Annotated in this window: 22 protein-coding genes and 1 pseudogene; all 23 read left to right on the forward strand. The window is 39.7% G+C overall.

Translation table 11 applies throughout. The features are described 5' to 3' along the window. Window positions 1-3: 3 nt before the first annotated feature. The 23 genes and pseudogenes from ACYQ2D_RS17470 (at window position 4) to ACYQ2D_RS17580 (ending at window position 18498) form a co-directional block, all read left to right on the forward strand. A complete protein-coding gene (locus tag ACYQ2D_RS17470) occupies window positions 4-1851 on the forward strand; it encodes a phage minor capsid protein (RefSeq protein WP_459786362.1) in 1848 nt (615 codons plus the stop codon). A 3-nt stretch (window positions 1852-1854) separates the two neighbouring features. Further along, complete coding sequence (locus ACYQ2D_RS17475) at window positions 1855-2211, forward strand: hypothetical protein (RefSeq protein ID WP_117456157.1); 357 nt, start codon at window positions 1855-1857, stop codon at window positions 2209-2211. Window positions 2212-2351: 140 nt separating this feature from the next. Further along, complete coding sequence (locus tag ACYQ2D_RS17480) at window positions 2352-2915, forward strand: phage scaffolding protein (protein WP_459786364.1); 564 nt, start codon at window positions 2352-2354, stop codon at window positions 2913-2915. An 11-nt stretch (window positions 2916-2926) separates the two neighbouring features. Continuing rightward, window positions 2927-3790 carry a hypothetical protein gene (locus tag ACYQ2D_RS17485; RefSeq protein WP_459786366.1) on the forward strand — a complete coding sequence of 288 codons (864 nt, stop codon included), beginning with the start codon at window positions 2927-2929 and terminating at the stop codon, window positions 3788-3790. Window positions 3791-3796: 6 nt separating this feature from the next. After that, entirely contained in the window at window positions 3797-4159 is a 363-nt protein-coding gene (locus tag ACYQ2D_RS17490) for a head-tail connector protein (RefSeq protein ID WP_459786368.1), read from the forward strand. Then, on the forward strand, window positions 4156-4557 hold the full coding sequence (locus ACYQ2D_RS17495; RefSeq protein ID WP_459786369.1) for a DUF6751 family protein: 402 nt from the start codon (window positions 4156-4158) through the stop codon (window positions 4555-4557). The genes ACYQ2D_RS17490 and ACYQ2D_RS17495 overlap by 4 nt, the downstream gene beginning before the upstream one ends. Then, window positions 4557-4907 (forward strand): minor capsid protein, encoded by a 351-nt coding sequence (locus ACYQ2D_RS17500; protein WP_459786371.1) that lies wholly within the window; start codon window positions 4557-4559, stop codon window positions 4905-4907. Before ACYQ2D_RS17495 ends, ACYQ2D_RS17500 begins: the two co-directional genes overlap by 1 nt. Then, window positions 4904-5338 carry a hypothetical protein gene (locus ACYQ2D_RS17505; RefSeq protein ID WP_459786372.1) on the forward strand — a complete coding sequence of 145 codons (435 nt, stop codon included), beginning with the start codon at window positions 4904-4906 and terminating at the stop codon, window positions 5336-5338. The genes ACYQ2D_RS17500 and ACYQ2D_RS17505 overlap by 4 nt, the downstream gene beginning before the upstream one ends. Before the next feature lie 5 nt (window positions 5339-5343). Next, a complete protein-coding gene (locus ACYQ2D_RS17510) occupies window positions 5344-5826 on the forward strand; it encodes a hypothetical protein (protein WP_459786373.1) in 483 nt (160 codons plus the stop codon). An 87-nt stretch (window positions 5827-5913) separates the two neighbouring features. Next, a complete protein-coding gene (locus ACYQ2D_RS17515; RefSeq protein WP_459786374.1) occupies window positions 5914-6240 on the forward strand; it encodes a DUF6673 family protein in 327 nt (108 codons plus the stop codon). A gap of 3 nt (window positions 6241-6243) precedes the next feature. Next, window positions 6244-6846, forward strand: coding sequence for a Gp15 family bacteriophage protein (locus tag ACYQ2D_RS17520; RefSeq protein ID WP_459786375.1), 603 nt, complete (start codon window positions 6244-6246; stop codon window positions 6844-6846). Window positions 6847-6858: 12 nt separating this feature from the next. Next, entirely contained in the window at window positions 6859-7533 is a 675-nt protein-coding gene (locus ACYQ2D_RS17525) for a phage tail tape measure protein (RefSeq protein ID WP_459786376.1), read from the forward strand. 114 nt (window positions 7534-7647) lie between these two features. Then, a complete protein-coding gene (locus ACYQ2D_RS17530; protein ID WP_459786377.1) occupies window positions 7648-8484 on the forward strand; it encodes an HNH endonuclease in 837 nt (278 codons plus the stop codon). Between the two features lie 208 nt (window positions 8485-8692). Continuing rightward, window positions 8693-12280, forward strand: a pseudogene (locus tag ACYQ2D_RS17535) (phage tail tape measure protein); the annotation flags it as partial. Beyond that, on the forward strand, window positions 12277-13119 hold the full coding sequence (locus tag ACYQ2D_RS17540) for a phage distal tail protein (RefSeq protein WP_459786208.1): 843 nt from the start codon (window positions 12277-12279) through the stop codon (window positions 13117-13119). The pseudogene ACYQ2D_RS17535 and the gene ACYQ2D_RS17540, both read left to right, overlap by 4 nt. A gap of 1 nt (window position 13120) precedes the next feature. After that, window positions 13121-13744 carry a hypothetical protein gene (locus tag ACYQ2D_RS17545; protein WP_459786210.1) on the forward strand — a complete coding sequence of 208 codons (624 nt, stop codon included), beginning with the start codon at window positions 13121-13123 and terminating at the stop codon, window positions 13742-13744. After that, entirely contained in the window at window positions 13723-14895 is a 1173-nt protein-coding gene (locus ACYQ2D_RS17550; protein ID WP_459786211.1) for a siphovirus ReqiPepy6 Gp37-like family protein, read from the forward strand. Before ACYQ2D_RS17545 ends, ACYQ2D_RS17550 begins: the two co-directional genes overlap by 22 nt. A 19-nt stretch (window positions 14896-14914) precedes the next feature. Next, complete coding sequence (locus tag ACYQ2D_RS17555; RefSeq protein WP_459786213.1) at window positions 14915-16519, forward strand: carbohydrate-binding protein; 1605 nt, start codon at window positions 14915-14917, stop codon at window positions 16517-16519. Between the two features lie 14 nt (window positions 16520-16533). Then, entirely contained in the window at window positions 16534-16710 is a 177-nt protein-coding gene (locus tag ACYQ2D_RS17560) for a hypothetical protein (RefSeq protein WP_459786215.1), read from the forward strand. 14 nt (window positions 16711-16724) lie between these two features. Next, window positions 16725-17165, forward strand: coding sequence for a hypothetical protein (locus ACYQ2D_RS17565; protein WP_459786216.1), 441 nt, complete (start codon window positions 16725-16727; stop codon window positions 17163-17165). 11 nt (window positions 17166-17176) lie between these two features. Beyond that, on the forward strand, window positions 17177-17416 hold the full coding sequence (locus ACYQ2D_RS17570; RefSeq protein ID WP_117456124.1) for a hypothetical protein: 240 nt from the start codon (window positions 17177-17179) through the stop codon (window positions 17414-17416). Beyond that, entirely contained in the window at window positions 17406-17681 is a 276-nt protein-coding gene (locus tag ACYQ2D_RS17575) for a phage holin family protein (RefSeq protein ID WP_117456122.1), read from the forward strand. The genes ACYQ2D_RS17570 and ACYQ2D_RS17575 overlap by 11 nt, the downstream gene beginning before the upstream one ends. Window positions 17682-17685: 4 nt before the next feature. After that, window positions 17686-18498: an N-acetylmuramoyl-L-alanine amidase gene (locus ACYQ2D_RS17580; RefSeq protein ID WP_459786217.1), complete on the forward strand. Its 813-nt coding sequence runs from the start codon at window positions 17686-17688 to the stop codon at window positions 18496-18498. Window positions 18499-18835 lie beyond the last annotated feature (337 nt).

Here is an 18835-nt window from a genome sequence, read left to right on the forward strand (position 1 = left end):
GTTATGATGACACCAGATGAAAAAGGAACGCTGCCACTTCGGACGGAAAAACTTTTTTATGATTTGCAGAACCGTATTTATGCGGACATTGTAAGAAGAATCAAAAAGACTGGTGAAATTACGAGTACGGCAGATTATCAGATAAATAAACTCCTATTGCTTGGAAATAGTACAGAATTCATAGAAAAGGAATTGAAAGAACTTTTAAATGCTTCTTATCCAGAAATCTGGGCTTTGTACGATAAAGTCTGTGACTGGGAATATGTCAGAAATAAAGATGCTTATGAGCAGATAAACGGTAATTTTATTCCACTCGAAGAGAATGAAACAGTTAGAAAATGGGCAGATGCAATTTCAAAACAGACACAGGGAGAAATAAAGAATCTTACTAGGTCAATGGGATTTACCGTGCAAATGCGTGGCAAGAAAGTATTCACACCACTGGCAACGTATTACCAGAAGTATTTAGATTCTGCCTGTATGGATATTGTAACAGGTTCGTTTGATTATAATACTGTTTTAAGAAGAGTCGTAAAAGAAATGACAGCATCCGGACTACAAACAGTAGATTATGCGTCCGGATGGAGAAACCGTGCACCTGTGGCGGTAAGACGAGCCATTATGACAGGTGTTTCACAGTTGAGTAGTAAAATAAACGAAATGGTTGCAAAAGACCTGAAAACGGATAAATACGAAGTGACATGGCATGGTGGACACCGACCAGAACACTGGTGGGGCGGTAAAGTCTACAGCTACGATGACCTTGTAAGAGTGTGCGAACTTGGAGAAGGAAGAGGTTTATGTGGATGGAATTGTAAGCATAGTTACTATGCTTTTGTGGATGGTTTTTCTACAAGGACTTATACAGATGAGCAGTTAGAAGAGCTGGAAGCAAAAGAGCAGGAAGAGCATGAGTACAAAGGCAAAAGCTACAATGCATACCAGGCATCACAGGCACAACGGCAGATGGAAACGACCATGCGGGCACAGAGAGCGAATATCAAGAATCTGAAACAGGGAAATGCAGACTCGGATACCGTGATAGCAGCACAAGCAAGATATCTTAATACATTAAGTCAGTATAAAGACTTTTCGAAGAAAATGAAACTTCCGGAGCAGATGGAACGAGTGTACATGGATGGACTGGGGCGAGTTGTTACTGATAATAGAATCAAAGGCATGTTTCCGCAGAAAATGGTGGATAATATGCAGAAAGATTTGAACCAGTACAAGCGATATAAAGAAGTGCTTGGAGAATCCGCTGGAACACTTGCGAACTTCGGGAAGATAAAATATAATGATAGTAAGAAATGGGACGAATTGAATCACAGATATTCAGTTGTAAAACTTTACGATGTTGATTCAGGTAAAATGCCTCGTGAGAAGATTTTTGAACTCGACCAGAAAGCGTTCCAGACAAAGACACAGCTGTTTACTGGAAATGCAAAAAGAAAAGGCAATATCGCCGTTATGGAATTGGATGGAAATATCAAGGTTGGAAATAGTCAAGTGCAAACTATAGATGACCCGAATTATATCAATTTCAAAGGAGATAAAGAGTCACTAGTATTGAAAACGAAAGTGCCGGAGTTTAAAACACTTTTTATCGGAACACATAATAGAGATGTGGATAGTGAAGCGAAACTTTTTGAATATGCAGCATCCATTTGCAAGGATGGAAAAGAACACGTATTAAATTTACTATCAGAACGTTGTATGTGCGAAAGCTGTCGAGGAGTTATGCGACAGTTTAAGAAAAAATATCCAAATGTTCAGGTTAATGTGGTATCAAATACAAAGAAACAGGCAGAAAAAAATAAAAATAAGCCATGGACAGGAAGAAAGAGGTAGAGTATGAGAGCAGACGATGACCTTACATATCAGGAATATAAAGATAGTGTAGAATCTAATATGAGCTTAATAAAGCATTCTGGATGGACACCGAGGCAGGTTACTGACTGGATGACAGAGGAAGATAATGAATTACTTGTCGGAACATCAGAAGCACTCTGGATTATTTCAATCGGTGCTTATGAGGTGGAGCATGATATTTTGGAAGAACGAGTATTAGAGCAGTTGTCTTATCATATTCCACGTTACGAGATGGGAAAATATAACGATATTACACCAGAAGAAAGAGAACTTTTAGAAAAGGATATTACATATATTCGTTCTAAAGTGGAACTTTGGAAGTTAAAAGACTATGATTAACTGAGATTACGAGGTGTATTACCACTAACCGATACAGGTTGGTGGTTTTTTTATGCCTTTTTTCGGCAGGCATTAAAGAACCGGATATATCCCATACCGCTGAAAGAGCGGTCAATAAATGATTTCAGGAGGAATGTAGCATGAAAAATATCTATGAGATTCTTAAAGAATTTGGACTTGAACTTCCGGCAGAGAAAAAAGCAGACTTTGAAAAAGTATGGAAAGAAAATTATCGTACCAAAGCAGAGTACGATAATGCAGTTACAAAGAGAGATGAGTATAAATCCTCTCTTGATACGGTAAATGAAAGGCTGAAAGAATTTGACGGAGTGGACGTAAAAGACTTACAGAGCCAGATTACAAAGCTTCAGGGTGATTTACAGGCAAAAGACGCAGAATATGCCCAGAAAGAGGCAGAACGTCAGTTTACCGGAGAATTAAGTGCTGCAATTAAGAAAGCTGGAGGCAGAAATGAGAAAGCAGTTATGGCAATGCTTGACATTGAAACACTCAAAGCATCAAAGAACCAGTCTGCCGACATTGAGGCTGCGATTGGAGCGGTAAAAGAGTCTGATGCCTATCTGTTTGGTTCAGATGAACCATTTAAGAATCCAGTAGGTTCAACCGGAGGAAACGGTGGCAGCGGTGGAGCAGATGGAGTGTCTGCGCTTCGAGCTGCTATGGGACTTCCGGAAAACAAATAAGGAGAAATTGAATGCCAAACACACTTGAATTAAGAAAACAGTACTCAACCCTTTTGGATGAGGTCTACAAGTTATCCTCTTTAACAGCTGTGCTGGATGGAGCAAACAACCTGGTAAAAGAGGGTGCAAATGCAAATGAAATTTTGATTCCGAAAATGACCATGCAGGGTCTTGCAGATTATTCAAAAACAAACGGATATGCAGCAGGAGATGTTACATTAGACTATGAAACTAAGAAATGTACTTATGACCGTGGTAGAAAGTTTGTTGTAGATGCAATGGACAATATTGATACAGCAAGTATCGCATTTGGTAAATTATCCGGTGAATTTCTTAGAACACAGGTTATTCCGGAGCTGGATGCTTATCGTCTGTCTGCTTACGCACAGACGAAGAATGTAACAACAGTAAGCACAGACATTGCAGATGGAAAGGCAGGACTTGCAGCACTTCGTGAAGCAAGAAATCATATTGAAAATGCAGAGGCAAATCTTGCAACATGCTATCTGTTCATTAATCCGGCACTTTATGGAATGATTGATGACTTAGATACAACTGCATCCAGAAAGGCACTGGAGGGATTTGCAGGAATCGTAAAAGTACCATCAGGAAGGTTCTTCAATAAAGTAAAACTGACTGCTTCCGGAGCAGGTGGCTTTACAAAAGATACCGGTGCACTTGCAATGAACTTTATCGTAATTGATAAACAGGCAGTCATTCAGTATCAGAAGCACACTGTTTCCAAAATCTTCACACCGGAGCAGAACATGAATGCAGATGCATGGCAGTTTAATTACAGAACCGTCGGCATCGCAGAAACTTATGACAACAAAGTAGACGGTATTTATGTACATACAGTAAAAACCGCCGGTTGATAAGGTATGAGAGTAGATTATAATTTCTATGTTGAAAGTTTTGGAGGAAGTCAGGTACAAGAAAGCACTTGGCTTTCTTTAGAATTAAAAGCGGAAAAACGTCTGGAACATTTCAGTTTTGGAAGAACAGCATGTGATTGGTCAGAAAAAGACTGGGAACAAAATGCAAAGTATGCAATCTGTGAAATGACTGAAGCAATGCAAAAGAGAGAAGCAAGAGGAAATATTTCATCGGAAAACAACGATGGATATTCCGTCAGCTATCAGACAGAACAGACAGAGGAAGAGTTTGAAAGTCGTTTATATCAGATTGCAAGCACTTATCTAATGTCAGGTGGTCTTTTATACATGGGAGTGGATGATGAATGATTGTAAATACAGATATTACCATTTATAACCGGAAATTAGATAAGGCAACACGGCAGTACATCTATAAACGTACCGTGCTTTGTGGTGTGCATTGGTACACAGACCAAAAGGTAGCGGTGAGTGATAAAGGCTTAGACAGCGCAGATTCGATAAAGATTCGGATTCCGATGGCAGGAAGAAAAGAAACGTTCTTAGAACCATCGGAATATGCAAGAAAAGAAGATGTGACAGGCTTTTTCACTGCTTCAAATGGGGATGTGTTTGTAAAAGGAATCTTAGAAGATGAGATTGCAAAAGAATCCGATTTAGAGAAGAAAGGCTTGCTGTTTGGAAGAATCTTAAGCTATTCGGACAATCAGAGAGGGTTAGAACCTCATATCCGGATTGGAGGCGCATAATGTCAAAGACAAGAGTACGAGTTGAAATGGATGATGAACAGAAGATCCTGTTAAAACGTTCTTTAAATAAAAATGGAGCAGGACAAAAGTTCTTCACTCATGAAGTGAGACGCTTGTGTGTGCCTTATGTACCGAAATTAAATGGACCACTTGAAAATACAGCTGTAGAATCAACTACACACATCACTTACGGTCAGCCTTATGCAAGACGTCAGTATTATGAAAATTCCGGAAAGAACCGGAGCAGAGCACCACTTGCCGGAAAAGAGTGGGACAAGCGAATGTGGGCAGACAGAGGAAACGAAATCGTAGAATCTACAGCGAGATTTTGTGGAGGCAAAAGAGGATGAGTGTAATTAGTGCTATCCGAGATTTCATTGCAACGTGTCCATATCTGGATGAGTTTGAAGAGACATTTTCAAAGGTAGATATTGATTTCTTAGAAGAAAAGCCTGCGAATTATATGATTGAAGCAGTACCAGCAGAGCCAATTGTGAAGCGGTACACAAATGGAGACAGTGTAAGACGTGTTGCGTTTCATTTTTGTAGCAGGGTATTCTGGGGAGATATGGAAAATATTGATACCTCAGAATTTTATGAACATTTTCAAGAGTGGTTAGAAGATTGCACAAGAAACAGAGAGTTTCCAATACTCGACAGCATGAAAGAAGCCCGCTCTATTCGTGCTACTACAAACGGTTATATGGTAGATGCAGAAGCAAAAACGGCACGGTATGCAATACAGTGTGAATTTACTTATTTTCAGAAAAGGAGACAGTAATAAATATGGCAGTAAAACAGAGATATCAGGAAGCAGATTATTTAAATGTAGGTGCAGGAACAGAACAGTATGTTTTTATGGGGACCGGCTTTACAAAGATTGATGATAGCCCATCCGCACAGACAACATCAAAGCGTTATGTAAATAATAAATCTACAACAAAATCAATTGGCTCTTACGATTGGTCGGCTCCTTTTGAAATGGATATGATTGAGTCAGAAGAAGCTGTGAAGCACATTGTAGACATTGGAAGAAAAGAAAAAACAGGACAGGATGCAGAAGCAGACTATGTACGTGTAGATTTGGCAGGTACAAAAACTGTAAATGGTTATCCGGCAAGAAAAAGAAAAGTAGCAATTGAGGTGGCTGAGTTTACAGACAATGATGGCGAAATTACAGGCTCTGGAAACTTGCTTGGAAAAGGCGATTGGGAATTTGGCTTTTTTGACATTGAGAAAAAAACATTTAAAACAGAGGCGGGGGAGTAAAATCCCTCTCTTCTAATAAGTTAACAAAGGTAGTAAAAAGAGAGGTAGTAAAGAATACTTCCGAATTGAAGCAGGAGGAAAAGGTAAATGGAGATTAATGGTCTTACATTGAATCTGAATGTGTTTGAAGCAAATCAGGCGCAGAAATTAGTAGACAGTTATGAAAGCGTTGCAAACGAAGCAGAAAGAGCACAAGGAAAAAGCCTGCCAGAACAGATTAATATCCAGTGCGAAGCTATTAAAGGAGCATTTGACTATATCTTTGGAGAAGGTGTTGGAACAGCTGTGTGCGGATATGAAAATGATTTATTAAAATGTATTGACGCTTACACTGCACTCTGCGAAGAAAAAGGAAAACAGGAGCAGGTGATGAATGAGAAAACGAATCATCTGTTAGCACTGTATTCGGAATAAAATATGAGTTTTTTGACAGAAAAACCGCCAGAAAATTTAGAAGTAAATGGTGAAAAATATCCAATCAATACAGACTTTCGTACTGTTTTACGCTATATGGAAGTGGTAGAAGATGCGGATGAAACGTTAGCAGACATAGAAAGATGCTTGCAGATTTTGTATAAAATACCACCACCTCAAAATGATATTGCAGAAGCTGCAAAGCAGGCAACTTGGTTTGTGAAGTGTGGAAAGAAAGAGAAAAAAGGTAAGCCATCAAAGAAAATACTTGGAATTAACAGTAATGAAGCACTGAATTTCAAGGAAGATGCCTGGCTAATTTATTCTGCTTTTCGCAGAAATGATGTGTATGGCATTGATTTACATACCATTCCGTATTTGCATTGGTGGGAATTTATTGCGATGCTGGATGATATTCCGGAAACTGTATCATTGCATCGGATTATGCAGTATCGGATTATTGATACGACAAATAAGAGTCTGTCAAAGGAGCAGGTTGCTTTTTATAAGGCAATGCAGAGGTATTATAAGATTCAACAGGTAGAGGAAAATGAAGAGTTGATTAAAGCCTTAAAAGAGGGCAGAGACCCCTCACCTTATCTTTAAGGAGGTGGGAAGATGGCAGACGGTAAAATTGTAATCGAAACCGGTCTGGATACCAAGGGAATCGAAAACGGACTTGGAAAAATCTCTTCGTTGGCATCTAAAGGGCTTGCGACAGCGACAAAAACGATTACTGCAACATCCGCCGCCCTGTCTGGCATGGGTGGATATGCAATAAAAGTAGGCTCAAGCTTTGAAGCGGCAATGAGTCAAGTGGCTGCAACGATGGGAATGTCTGCGGAAGAAATCCACAATGGAAGTGCAGAGTTTTCTAAGTTGCAGGAAGCTGCAAAAAATGCCGGAGCAACAACAAAGTTCTCTGCTACACAGGCGGCAGAGGCATTAAATTACATGGCTCTTGCCGGATACGATACAAACAAATCAGTGCAAACTTTGCCAACAGTGCTTAATTTAGCAGCGGCAGGAGATATGGACCTTGCGGCCGCATCAGACATGGTAACAGACAGTATGTCTGCTCTGGGCGATAAAGCAGGAACAGTCGAAAGTTTTGTCGACAAGATGGCGAAGACGTCTCAAAAGAGTAATACAAGTGTTCAACAGTTAGGTGAAGCACTTTTAACAGTGGGTGGTACTGCAAAATCACTTGCTGGAGGGGTAACAGAAGCCAATACCGTGTTGGGAATCTTCGCTGACAATGGTGTAAAAGGGGCTAAACTTTTGGTCGCTTAGATAGAAATATCTTTGAAAAAACATTGGGTGAATTCGGTGAAACCTAAATTTATTTAATCGCCGTTTATTGCAATTATACCTAATTATGATAAAATTGTAATAAGAGGTGAGATTTTGAAAACTAAAATTTGTAAAGAGTGTAAAAAGGAATTATCCATAGATAATTTTTCAAAAAGTAAATTATTAAAAGATGGGTATGAAAATAAATGTAAAAGCTGTAGAAACAAGGCTCGTTTAAAATATGAGTGTGTTTGTGAAACTTGTGGAAAAGTATGGAAAGCGCAAAAACCTAATTCAAAATATTGCTGTGCTGAATGTAAACCACAAAGCAAACCGAAAAGAATAAAAACAAAGTGTTCATATTGTTCTAAAGAAATAGAAGTAATACCATCCAAGATTGATAAATTTCCAATGCATTATTGCAGTATGCAATGCAAAAATAAGCATTATGGAGAACTCCATAAAGGAGACAACAATATAAAATTTAATAAGATAAAGGTCAAATGTTATACTTGCGGCAAAGAATTTTTAAAAGTAAGAAGTCAAGTTGATAAGTATAAATTTCATTTTTGCACTTTACAATGCAAGAATGAGGGCTATAAGCATATATTTTCTGGAAAAAACAATCCTAATTATAATCCAAGCAAAGAAGAAAAAGAAAGAGAAGAACATAGAAATATTGATGGATATAATGAATGGATAAGAAATGTTTTTGAGAGGGATAAATATACATGCCAATGCTGTGGAGACAGTAAAGGTGGAAATTTAAATGCCCACCATAAGTATAATTATTCAGAACATAAAGAGTTACGAACAGATATAAGCAATGGAATAACTTTGTGCGAGAGATGTCATGTAAATTTTCATAAAATGTATGGATATAAAAATAATACTCAAGAACAAATTGAAGAATTTATCTTAAATAGACAAGGCAATACCGAGCTAAGCTAGGAGGGAAACCACTAGAAAGCGTAGAGACTAGATAAGAAGCTAACCAGAAGCACTCATTAAAAGAGTGCTTTTTGTATGCCTAATTATCCACGAGTGCCCAACATCTTAGCAAGTAAAGTTGAAGATGAAGATATAGTCCAACTCTAAGAGAAATCTTAGTTCTAGGATAAAGAGCCTAGACAATGAAGAATAGGAAGGTGGAACTGCCCTTAGAAATGTTATCTTAAGCCTATCCGCACCAACGGATACGGCGAAAAAGAAAATGGGAGAGCTTGGTTTGAATGTATTTGACGCAGAGGGAAAAATGCGTCCTTTAAATGATACATTCAATGATTTGAACAAAATCTTAGGCTCAATGAATGAGGGTGAGAGAACACAGGTTTTAAACACCATTTTCAACAAGGTCGACTTGAAGAGCGTCAATGCATTACTGGCGAACTCAGGAGAACGTTTCGACCAGCTGAAAGGTTATATTGAAGATGCAGACGGAGCAGCCGGACAGATGGCTGATACGATGCAGGACAACTTACAAGGAAAAATGACAACATTAAATTCTGCTCTTGAGGGATTAGGCATCGGAATCTACGAGAACATCGAAGACTCTTTGAAAGAAGCGGCAGAAGAGGGAATTAGTGCAGTCGGCAGGATATCAAATGCTTTGCAAAATGGTGGACTGGATGCGGCAGTAGAGGAAGCTGGTGCAGTGCTTGCGGATTTATCGGTAAAAGTAGCGCAGTCCGCCCCGAAGATGGTAAATGCATCGGTATCTTTAATCAAAGCGTTTGCAAAAGGAATTGTAAACAATAAGAGTCAGCTTAAAAAGTCAGCAACAGAGATTGTAAATGTATTAAGCACTGGACTCATTAAACTTTTGCCAAAGAAAATGCAGGAGCCAGCCAAAAAAGGAATGGACGCTTTAAAACGGACGTTCGATGCTGGATTAAAAAGTATTGTAAAGATTGCAGAACCGATCGTAAGCGGACTTGGAAAAATATTCATTAAACTTGCTGACAATATGGATAAAATAGCACCTGTTACTGTTTCGCTTGTAGCTGCTTTTAAGACTTTTAAAACAGTCAGCGGACCGGTTACAACAGTTGTATCTGTAATTACGAAGTTAAGCAGAGTATCTTCCGAAGCTGGTGGAGTAATGGCTGCATTAAATGCGGTGATGAGCGCAAATCCAGCGGCAATGATTGCAATCGGAATTGGTGCACTGGCAGGTGGAATTGCCTTTCTTGCACTTAAATCAAATGAGGCAAGCAAAGAACAGGTTGCATTCCAGAAAGAAATTGACAACTTAAGCGCTTCGATTGAGAAGAACCGGAACGAATTAGATGAGTTATCCAGTTCTATTGAAGGCACAAATAACTCCGCAGAAAGTTCCGCAGCTCCATTGGAACGTCTCAAAGGCAAATTGTCAGAAGCCTTTGATGAAACTGGAAAGATGAAACAGGGCTGTGAACAGCTTGCAGGTTCTATCTTGAATCAGTTAAATGAGGCAATGGGAACAGAATATTCTATTACCGCAGATGGATTTATTCAGAATAATGAGGGTGTGAAGCAGTCTCTTGGAGATGTAACACAGTCCATTGATGAATATGTGCGTAGCTTGAAAAAGAAAGCTGTGCAGGAAGCTGTAACAAACCAATATGCTGATAATTTGCAGAAACAGTCTGAAATACAGGCAGATTTGACAAAAGCCCAGAAACAGTACAATAAAGCATTAGAGAACTATATTGCAACTGAAAACGGAAGCACAAAGGAAAGAACCAAGGCAAACGAACAACTTGAACAGGCAAAGAAAAACTTATCGGATGCTACGAAAGAGGCTGCTAAGGCAGAGTATCAGACAAAAGCATTAGATGAAGTTATGGATTTGCTTGGTGAGGGAAGCATAGAAAGTATTCAAAAAGCCTTAGATTCCTACGCAAAGATACCAACCGAAGCAGATAAAGCTGCAAAAGGTGTGAAATACAGCCATGAAGAGATAGAAAAAACACTCTCTTCAACAGATTTTTCTGTTATGGCAAAAGGGTTTGAAATGGCTACAGAGGAAATTAAAGCCTCTGGTGGAAAGATTCCTGAAAGTTTGCAGAAAGCAATTTCACAGGCAGTGGAAAAACTGAATAATTTAGGACCGGCTGGCAAAAAGTCACTTGCTTGGAGTTTGTCAGAAATGATGCAGGGAATGGAAGAAAAAATTCCAGAGTTTAAAGGTACTGCATCTATGACGTCTGATGAAATTATAAAAACCTTTGCTACATATTTAAAAGATAGTGGGGCACTTGGTGATGTTGGAACAGAGGCAATTGAACAGCTGATTCAAGGAATTGATGAAGTGGACACACAGACCACTCCGGCACAAAAAGCAAGAGATGCTATTGACTCTACAACAAATCAACTTGAAACCGGTGAAGATTTCATCCGGGCAGCGGCAGGAAACAGTGCAGGTGCAATTACACGAGGATTTACAGAAACAGATTATTCCGGAGCAGTGTTTGCGGCGGCAAAAGCGTGCGGAATGACAGTAGAGGAAGTGCTTGCGCATCAGGAAGAACTGTATATGGCGGCATTAACAGTTGCTCAGTCTGGCGCAACTGGATTTACGGCGGCAGACATGCCGGCAGTGTTTGGCTCAAATGCATCTGCCGCCGCATCGGCAGCGAATACATATTTGTTAAGCAGTGCGGAATCTATGCAGTTGTCAGCATCAGCCCTTGGAAATGCAGCAAATACCGGGATTGTTGCCGGAAATATGCCAGGAACATTTTCAACTCAATCACAAAGCGCAGTATCAGGACTTGTAAATAGCTTGAACAGTGGAGCAGGTAGCGCTTCATCGGCAGCATCAGCTCTTGGAAATGCGGCGAAATCTGGTCTTGGAAATATGTCTGTTGCTGGAAACTATCAGACCGCAGCGACATCAGCAACACAAAATTTTGCAAGGACATTATCTGCAGGGCAGGGAAATGCAAAATCATCAGCATCCGCACTTGGAAACTCTGCAAAAAATTCCTTAAAAGGAACGAACATTCCGAGTAATTTTACTCAGCAGGCAAAAACAGCGACAAATCAGTTTGCGGCTGGAATCCGGAATGGAACAAATAGTGCTTCATCGGCAGCAAGAGGACTTGGAACAGCAGCGACAAAAGGCTTAAGTAGTGTTAATGTAGCAAGTTCTGCAAAGACACAAGGAAGCAATTTAGCATCTAATTTCGTATCAGGAATTAATAGTGGAAAAGGTTCAGCGGATTCCGCAGCGGCATCGCTTGGAAGAACAGCGGTTTCGGGCTTATCAAGTAATTCTGGTGGCAGTTATTCGATTGGAGTAAATTTCTCAAATGGCTTTGCGAATGGTATTCGTGCTGGTAGTTATGGAGTTGCCAGTGCAGCGGCATCCGTAGCAGCAGCTGCAGCTAATGCGGCAAAGGCAAACTTACAAATTCATTCTCCATCACGAGTGGGCGGCTGGATTGGTAAGATGTTTGATTACGGTATCAGTGGAGGAATGGAAGATAATACTTCTGTTGTAACACAGGCTGCGGAAATGGTAACCGATGCCATGCAGGTGGATGTAAAGTCTCTGCTTGGAATGATGAGAGGAGCAGTAAGTGAAACAGTTTCCAGAATCACGACAAACAAAATGCTTGAAAGAGCGCCACAGGCTTACGGATATGCAGCTTCTCAAAATACAGAAGTGAAACAGGAAATTAATTTCTATCAGCCAGTTCAGTCTCCGGTAGAGATGAGCCGTGCACTTAGAAAAGAAGCAAGGAGGTTGGCATTAACTTGAACAGGATAGAGTTTCGTTTTTCAAAAGGAGAAGAGACGCTTGTGTTGGATGAACCGGACTTTGGTGTAACAGAATATTCCGGAATTGAAGCAACAGATTATGAACTGGAAAAAAGCGTAAATTCGAACTTTATTGGAGAACGGTTAAAACGAAAAAAAGTTCTTTCAAGACCGATTGCTATTTCTGCGGATTATCTCGGAAATGAAGATAAATCTGATAAGCGTCAGGAGTTAATCCGTTTTTTTAGTCCGTTCTCTTCCGGAACCTTAACAGTGAATCATCTTGGTGTAGAAAGAGAAATTGAATACGAAGTAGAGAGTTTTCATTTTACAAGCCAGAATATTTATGATGTTCTTGAATTTGAAATAGAACTTTCCTGTATGGATCCAATGTTCCAGGACATTGTGCAGACTGGTGAGGCAATTTCTACATGGGTAAAAGGGTGGGCGTGGAAATTCACGCTCCCTTTTAAACTCAAAGAGAGAGGAGAACCTAAAAAGAACGTCTTTAATTCCGGACATACAGAAGCACCTCTTGAAATTTATTTTCACGGACCGGCAGTTAATCCTAAGATTACGAATTTGTCTACAGGAGAATTTATCCGAATTAAGAGGGAACTGACTTCAGATGATATTTTGTATATCAATACTGCTTTTGGACAGAAGAAAGTTGAAATTATAAGAAGTGGAGTAAGCACAGATGCATTTGATTACATTGATCTGCAGTCTGTATTTTTCTCCTTGCAAGTAGGTGATAACATGCTTGAATATACGTCTGAAAACGGTTTAGACCCTCAGTCCGTGGAAGTACGATATAAAAACAGATATATAGGAGTGTAAAATGGAATATTATGGATTTTTTAATGGGGGTACGGAATATGGTCAGGAAGAATTTAACCGGTATTTTGATAATATCTACGAATCCGGAATTGCAGTAAATTCAGATGGTTCTATGCAGTATCCGATTACAATCTCTTCCGGAAAAGTGACAGTAGGAAAAGGGTTTGCTATTTTGAAGGGTTTTTATCATTATAATGATTCGCCAAAAGAGTTCCAACTTTCTCCGGATGCAAATTATCCAAAAATTTACAGAGTGATATTACAATTAAATGTATCACAATCATCTGTAAAGCTGCTTGTAAGAGCAGGAGGTGCATCTAGTGCACCAAATACACCAGCGCTTACAAGAACAGAAACTATTTACGAATTGTCGCTTGGACAGTATAGAGTTGCTAAAAACGGAGGAATTACGCTTTATAGAGATGAGAGGTCGAATAATCTTGTATGCGGTGCAATTCGACCGAAAACTTTAACTGCTTATAATGCCGCAATGAAAGAAAATCAGCGTCTGTTTGACGAGTGGTTTAAACAACAGCAAGGAACAGGATGGCGAAACATCTATACACAGAGCACAACACCATCAGGGGCGGTGAGTGGAAGTATATGGATAAACGAATTAACGTAAGATTTTTTGATAAAAACTTGAAATTTATCGGTGAACTAGATGCTTATGAGGGTTTGGAATTTATTACACGCTGGACGAAATACGGAACATTTCAGATTTTTGTCTATAAAATTACTGAGCAAATGAAAATAGGCAATTATATTATGTTAGATAATGACAGACGAAAAAGCGGAATCATTAAAAGAATTGAATGCTCGGATGATGATAACAATGTAACTGCAACAATCAGCGGCTATACATTGTTACATTTGTTAACACAACGTATTACATACCCGCCGAGTGCTCCGGCAATGTCACATTATCGTTTTCATGATAGAGCAGAAACAATAATTTGCAACTTAGTAAAACTAAACGCAACAAATGCGGCAGTTGCAAACAGAAATATTCCGTATTTGCGAGTGAAAGAATCAAAAAGAAGAGGCGATGTTGTTTATTTCCAAACCCGATATGACAATTTAGACGAGGCAATAACGACACTATGCGAAGCTTCAGGTTTAGGTGTGAGCATTTCTTTAATACCAGAAGAACAAGAACTTTTGTTTGAAGTTTTAGAAGGTGTAGATCGCTCAGCAAATCAAACGAAACGTCCGCCGATGATTTTTAATGTCGACTATGACAATGTTTCGAATCGTGAATTTATTTCCGATATCACAGAGTATAAAAATACTGCAATTGTGGCAGGACAGGGCGAAGGTGTCAATCGTCGAATTCGTTACGTCGGAAATGAAAATTCCGGCATGAATCGCTATGAACTTTTTGTAGATGCACGAGATATTGAAGATGATACAGCACTTCCGGATAGAGGTAAATCTAAGCTTGCAGAGTGTGCATGTAGCGACACATACTCTTCCGAGGTAGATGCTGCACAGTATAAAACAAAATGGGATTTAGGAGATATAGTTGTTACAATTGACCGTGAATATGCTGTAAACATAAACGAAAGAATTGTTGAAATAACAGAAATGTTTGATGAAAACGGCTATGCCATTTCGCCTACTTTTGGAACAACACAAAAAACAATTTTAGAAAAAATCTCAGGTTCTATGATGGGCTTTGCGGAAAGTAAACAAGGTGAAAAAGGCGAAGATGGAAAAACACCTCAGCTAATGATAAACGCAGACGGACATTTAATTGCAATTTATGAAGATTAGAAGATTAAAGGAGCAAATAATGAGTACAGTTGATTTAGGTAAAGTAATTGGTCCACAAGGACCGCAAGGAGCACAGGGTCCACAGGGACCTCAAGGAAAACAGGGGCTAAAAGGTGACCCAGGAGAGCCGTTTAAAATCGCTAAAATTTACAAAAGTGTATCAGCCATGAACGCTGGATATTCTACAGATGGAGTAAGTGTAGGAAGTTTTGTCATGATTGATACCGGAAGTGTAAATGATGTAGATACCGGTAAATTATATTGCAAAAGTTCAAGTGCCTATACTTATATCGTTGACTTATCTGGTGCACAAGGTATTCAGGGACCGAAAGGTGATAAAGGAGACCAAGGCATTCAGGGACCACAGGGTATTCAGGGTGTAAAAGGTGACAAAGGCGATACTGGTGCGACTGGACCACAGGGACCGAAAGGTGATAAAGGTGAACAGGGTGTTCAGGGACCGGCAGGAAGTACAGAAAGTTATATTCGTTTTGAGAAGATTTTTACCTCTACAGAGGGACAGACTTCTTTTTCTTGGACAGATTATCAGTTTCCGTTAAAAAGAAATGCTCTGGAAGTATATGTTAATGGTGTACGACAGGATGGAACGACATTTACTGAAAACTCAGACGGAAAGGGAATTAAGTTAAAAGCGGGACTTCCGGCAGGGTATAAAGTACATATCTCCGGTTTCCAGATGGTAGTTGACTTACAAGGACCAAAAGGTGACAAGGGTGATAAAGGTGATACCGGTGCAACCGGAGCGACAGGTGCAAAGGGGGCAACAGGTGCAACCGGAGCTAAGGGCGCAGATGGCGCAACATGGTTAACTGGAACGGCTGCTCCAACTACATCGCAGGGAAAAGACGGAGATTTCTTCTTAAATACATCGAATTTTGATGTGTATAAAAGAGCCTCTGGTGCATGGTCGAAGACCGGCAATATCAAAGGAGCAACAGGAGCTACCGGAGCGACAGGTGCAAAGGGTGATACTGGTGCGCAGGGACCGATTGGAGCGCAGGGACCGCAGGGGGCACAAGGTGCAAAAGGTGTGAGCATGCGCTTAAAAGGCGCATGGGCATCTGGAACCGCTTATGTCAATGATGGAACGTATATTGATATTGTAACTTACAACGGCAGTACCTACGCTTGTGCAAAAGGTCATACTGCTTCTTCCAGTATTGTTCCGACAAATACTACATACTGGATTCAAATTGCGGCAAAAGGTGTAACCGGAAATACTGGAGCGACAGGCGCAAAAGGAGATACAGGCGCAAAAGGTTCGGCTGGTGTCAGTATGAGACTGAAAAATACATGGGCATCTGGGACAGCTTATGTGAATGATACATCTTATATTGATATCGTTACATACAATGGCAATACTTATGCCTGCATCAAGAGCCACACAGCTTCTTCTAGCATTACCCCAGCAAATGCTACGTATTGGCTCAAAATCGCTTCAAAAGGCGATACAGGGGCTAAAGGAGATAAAGGTGATAAGGGCGATACAGGAGCAAAAGGTGCGACTGGAGAAAAAGGCGCAACTGGTGCAAAGGGTGATAAAGGTGATAGCCCGACGTTTCAGATTGATTCAAATGGGCATTTAATTGCAATTTATCCGTAAAATGGAGGTAAAAAATGGCAAGCACAGTTGATTTAGGTAAAGTAGTTGGAGTGACTGGACCGAAAGGAGATACTGGACCAAAAGGAGCAACAGGACCGGCTGGTCCTAAAGGCGCAGATGGAACAAAAATTTATACACAAACATCTGCTCCAGTCAGAGTCGCAACTGGAACTGTTTGGATTAATATATAGTAGGAGGCAAAAGAATGGCAATTAAGAAAGCGATTTTTAAAATTTTCAATGGAAGTACATGGGATGAATATCATCACAAAACAGATTCAGCGCAGGTGGCACATACAAACTCAGATAATTCTGCAACAACAGCGGAAGCGATTTTTAACGGAACAACAGCAAAAGCAACATTAGCAAGCGGAAACACAGGAGATATCACACTTAGAAAGCATGGTAATATTGTGGTTGCGCTAGGAAGATTAAAAACAAGTGCAACAGCGGCAGGTGCAACACTTGCAACAATTCCGGCGGGTTATCGCCCGAATCGCTATGTGCGTCTCCTTGCTCCTCGATATGATTTGCGTTACGGAAACATCGGAATTAATACAGATGGAGTAGTAGCTCTTGTAAATGACACACAATTATCAGAGGCTAACAAAGAATATTATATTAATCTTTGCTGGGTATTAGCATAGGAGGTGGCACAATGCAACCAGAGATTGTAGTTGCTGTCTGCTCCTTGCTTGGCACGCTTGCAGGGTCTCTTGCGGGGATTATGACAGCAAATAAATTGACAATTTATCGAATCGAGCAATTGGAAGAAAAGGTAAAAAAACACAACAATTTGATTGAGCGCATGGTAGTAGTGGAACAGTCTACACGCTCTGCTCATCACAGAATTGATAGCTTGGAAGAATTAGAAAGAGAGGTTCAGAATGGACATTAACTTTTTGCTAGAATATATTAATTTACCAATTTTAGGAATTTGTCTGATGGTTGGCTATGTATTGAAAACAGCTTTTGTTAAATTTCCTAATAAATATATTCCGCTTGCCGCATTGACACTTGGAACAATTATTGCAATTGTAGTTAATGTGAAATCTGGAATTAATATAGATGTAGTCCTTGGAGGTATGATTTCAGGGCTTGCATCGACAGGGTTATATGAAATGTTAAGAAATTTATTGAATAAAGATGAAAAGGTTGGATAAAAATATGAAAATTAATGTACACGCAGGACACAACTTTAAAGTTCCAGGCGCAAGCGGAATCTTTAGCGAAACGGTAGAGGATAGAAAAGTAAAAGATTTAGTGATTACAAAGCTTAGAGCGCTCGGACACACAGTCTACGATTGCACGGACGAAACTGCAACAACTGTGCGTGGCAATTTAGAAGCGATTGTTGCAAAATGCAATGCTCACAGCGTAGATTTAGATGTGAGTATTCATTTCAATGCATTTAACAGCTCAGCAAATGGAACAGAAGTGTGTATTTACAGTGAAAATTCTGCATCAAAAAGCACGGCGCAGAAAATTGCGAATGAAATCGAAAAGCTCGGCTACACAAAGCGAAATGGTGGAATCTCTATCCGTAACGGTTTGTATGTGTTGAGGCACACAAATGCGCCAGCACTGCTTGTTGAGTGCTGTTTTTGCGACAATAAAAAAGATGCTGCACTTTACAGTGCTGAGAAAATGGCAAATGCAATCGTAAAAGGTATCACAGGGCAGACTGTAAAAGCATCAACTAACGCATCGGCAAATACAACAACTAAGGAGGAAAAGTATATGTTTAGTCCAGCAACCTGCAAAGTCGGAGATTCTAGCACTAGTGTATTGCTCTTGCAGGAAATTCTGAAAGCGAGAGGATATTATTCCGGAAAGCTTGACAGAAAATTTGAAAAAGAATTAATGACAGCGGTTAACAAGTATCAGATTGAGCGCATGAAGCAAGGTAAAAAACTTGGCAATGGAAAAGGTGACGGCATCTGTGGACAGGACATGTGGCATGACTTGATTGCAATTTGAGTTAAGCTTCTGCTTAGACTAATCTTAGACTACAAAGTCGAGTTTCTACCTATTTAAATAGACGTTTTCAAATAAATTTTTGAGTGAATTGTCTGACAATAGTTGCCAGCATAAAAATTCTGTCAATATGCTGGCAACTAAAAATTGTATCATCTCCGTGTTGCATTTCGTGTTGCATAGTGTTATATTTTAACATAAATAATCATGTTAAAACGGAATTGAAAATCATGAAAATACTGTATTTACGGTACTTTTACGGCTTTCAAATAATTAGTTAAATTTAAACAATATCGCTGTTATGGGTTCGAATCCCTCATCCCCTGCTTTAAAAGTACTG

It is taken from the genome of Blautia stercoris, assembly GCF_054657695.1.

Coding starts and splice junctions, on each gene's coding strand:
- ACYQ2D_RS17470 (WP_459786362.1), top strand. CDS start 4: ATGATGACACCAGATGAAAAAGGAACGCTGCCACTTCGGACGGAAAAA.
- ACYQ2D_RS17475 (WP_117456157.1), top strand. CDS start 1,855: ATGAGAGCAGACGATGACCTTACATATCAGGAATATAAAGATAGTGTA.
- ACYQ2D_RS17480 (WP_459786364.1), top strand. CDS start 2,352: ATGAAAAATATCTATGAGATTCTTAAAGAATTTGGACTTGAACTTCCG.
- ACYQ2D_RS17485 (WP_459786366.1), top strand. CDS start 2,927: ATGCCAAACACACTTGAATTAAGAAAACAGTACTCAACCCTTTTGGAT.
- ACYQ2D_RS17490 (WP_459786368.1), top strand. CDS start 3,797: ATGAGAGTAGATTATAATTTCTATGTTGAAAGTTTTGGAGGAAGTCAG.
- ACYQ2D_RS17495 (WP_459786369.1), top strand. CDS start 4,156: ATGATTGTAAATACAGATATTACCATTTATAACCGGAAATTAGATAAG.
- ACYQ2D_RS17500 (WP_459786371.1), top strand. CDS start 4,557: ATGTCAAAGACAAGAGTACGAGTTGAAATGGATGATGAACAGAAGATC.
- ACYQ2D_RS17505 (WP_459786372.1), top strand. CDS start 4,904: ATGAGTGTAATTAGTGCTATCCGAGATTTCATTGCAACGTGTCCATAT.
- ACYQ2D_RS17510 (WP_459786373.1), top strand. CDS start 5,344: ATGGCAGTAAAACAGAGATATCAGGAAGCAGATTATTTAAATGTAGGT.
- ACYQ2D_RS17515 (WP_459786374.1), top strand. CDS start 5,914: ATGGAGATTAATGGTCTTACATTGAATCTGAATGTGTTTGAAGCAAAT.
- ACYQ2D_RS17520 (WP_459786375.1), top strand. CDS start 6,244: ATGAGTTTTTTGACAGAAAAACCGCCAGAAAATTTAGAAGTAAATGGT.
- ACYQ2D_RS17525 (WP_459786376.1), top strand. CDS start 6,859: ATGGCAGACGGTAAAATTGTAATCGAAACCGGTCTGGATACCAAGGGA.
- ACYQ2D_RS17545 (WP_459786210.1), top strand. CDS start 13,121: ATGGAATATTATGGATTTTTTAATGGGGGTACGGAATATGGTCAGGAA.
- ACYQ2D_RS17550 (WP_459786211.1), top strand. CDS start 13,723: ATGGATAAACGAATTAACGTAAGATTTTTTGATAAAAACTTGAAATTT.
- ACYQ2D_RS17555 (WP_459786213.1), top strand. CDS start 14,915: ATGAGTACAGTTGATTTAGGTAAAGTAATTGGTCCACAAGGACCGCAA.
- ACYQ2D_RS17560 (WP_459786215.1), top strand. CDS start 16,534: ATGGCAAGCACAGTTGATTTAGGTAAAGTAGTTGGAGTGACTGGACCG.
- ACYQ2D_RS17565 (WP_459786216.1), top strand. CDS start 16,725: ATGGCAATTAAGAAAGCGATTTTTAAAATTTTCAATGGAAGTACATGG.
- ACYQ2D_RS17570 (WP_117456124.1), top strand. CDS start 17,177: ATGCAACCAGAGATTGTAGTTGCTGTCTGCTCCTTGCTTGGCACGCTT.
- ACYQ2D_RS17575 (WP_117456122.1), top strand. CDS start 17,406: ATGGACATTAACTTTTTGCTAGAATATATTAATTTACCAATTTTAGGA.
- ACYQ2D_RS17580 (WP_459786217.1), top strand. CDS start 17,686: ATGAAAATTAATGTACACGCAGGACACAACTTTAAAGTTCCAGGCGCA.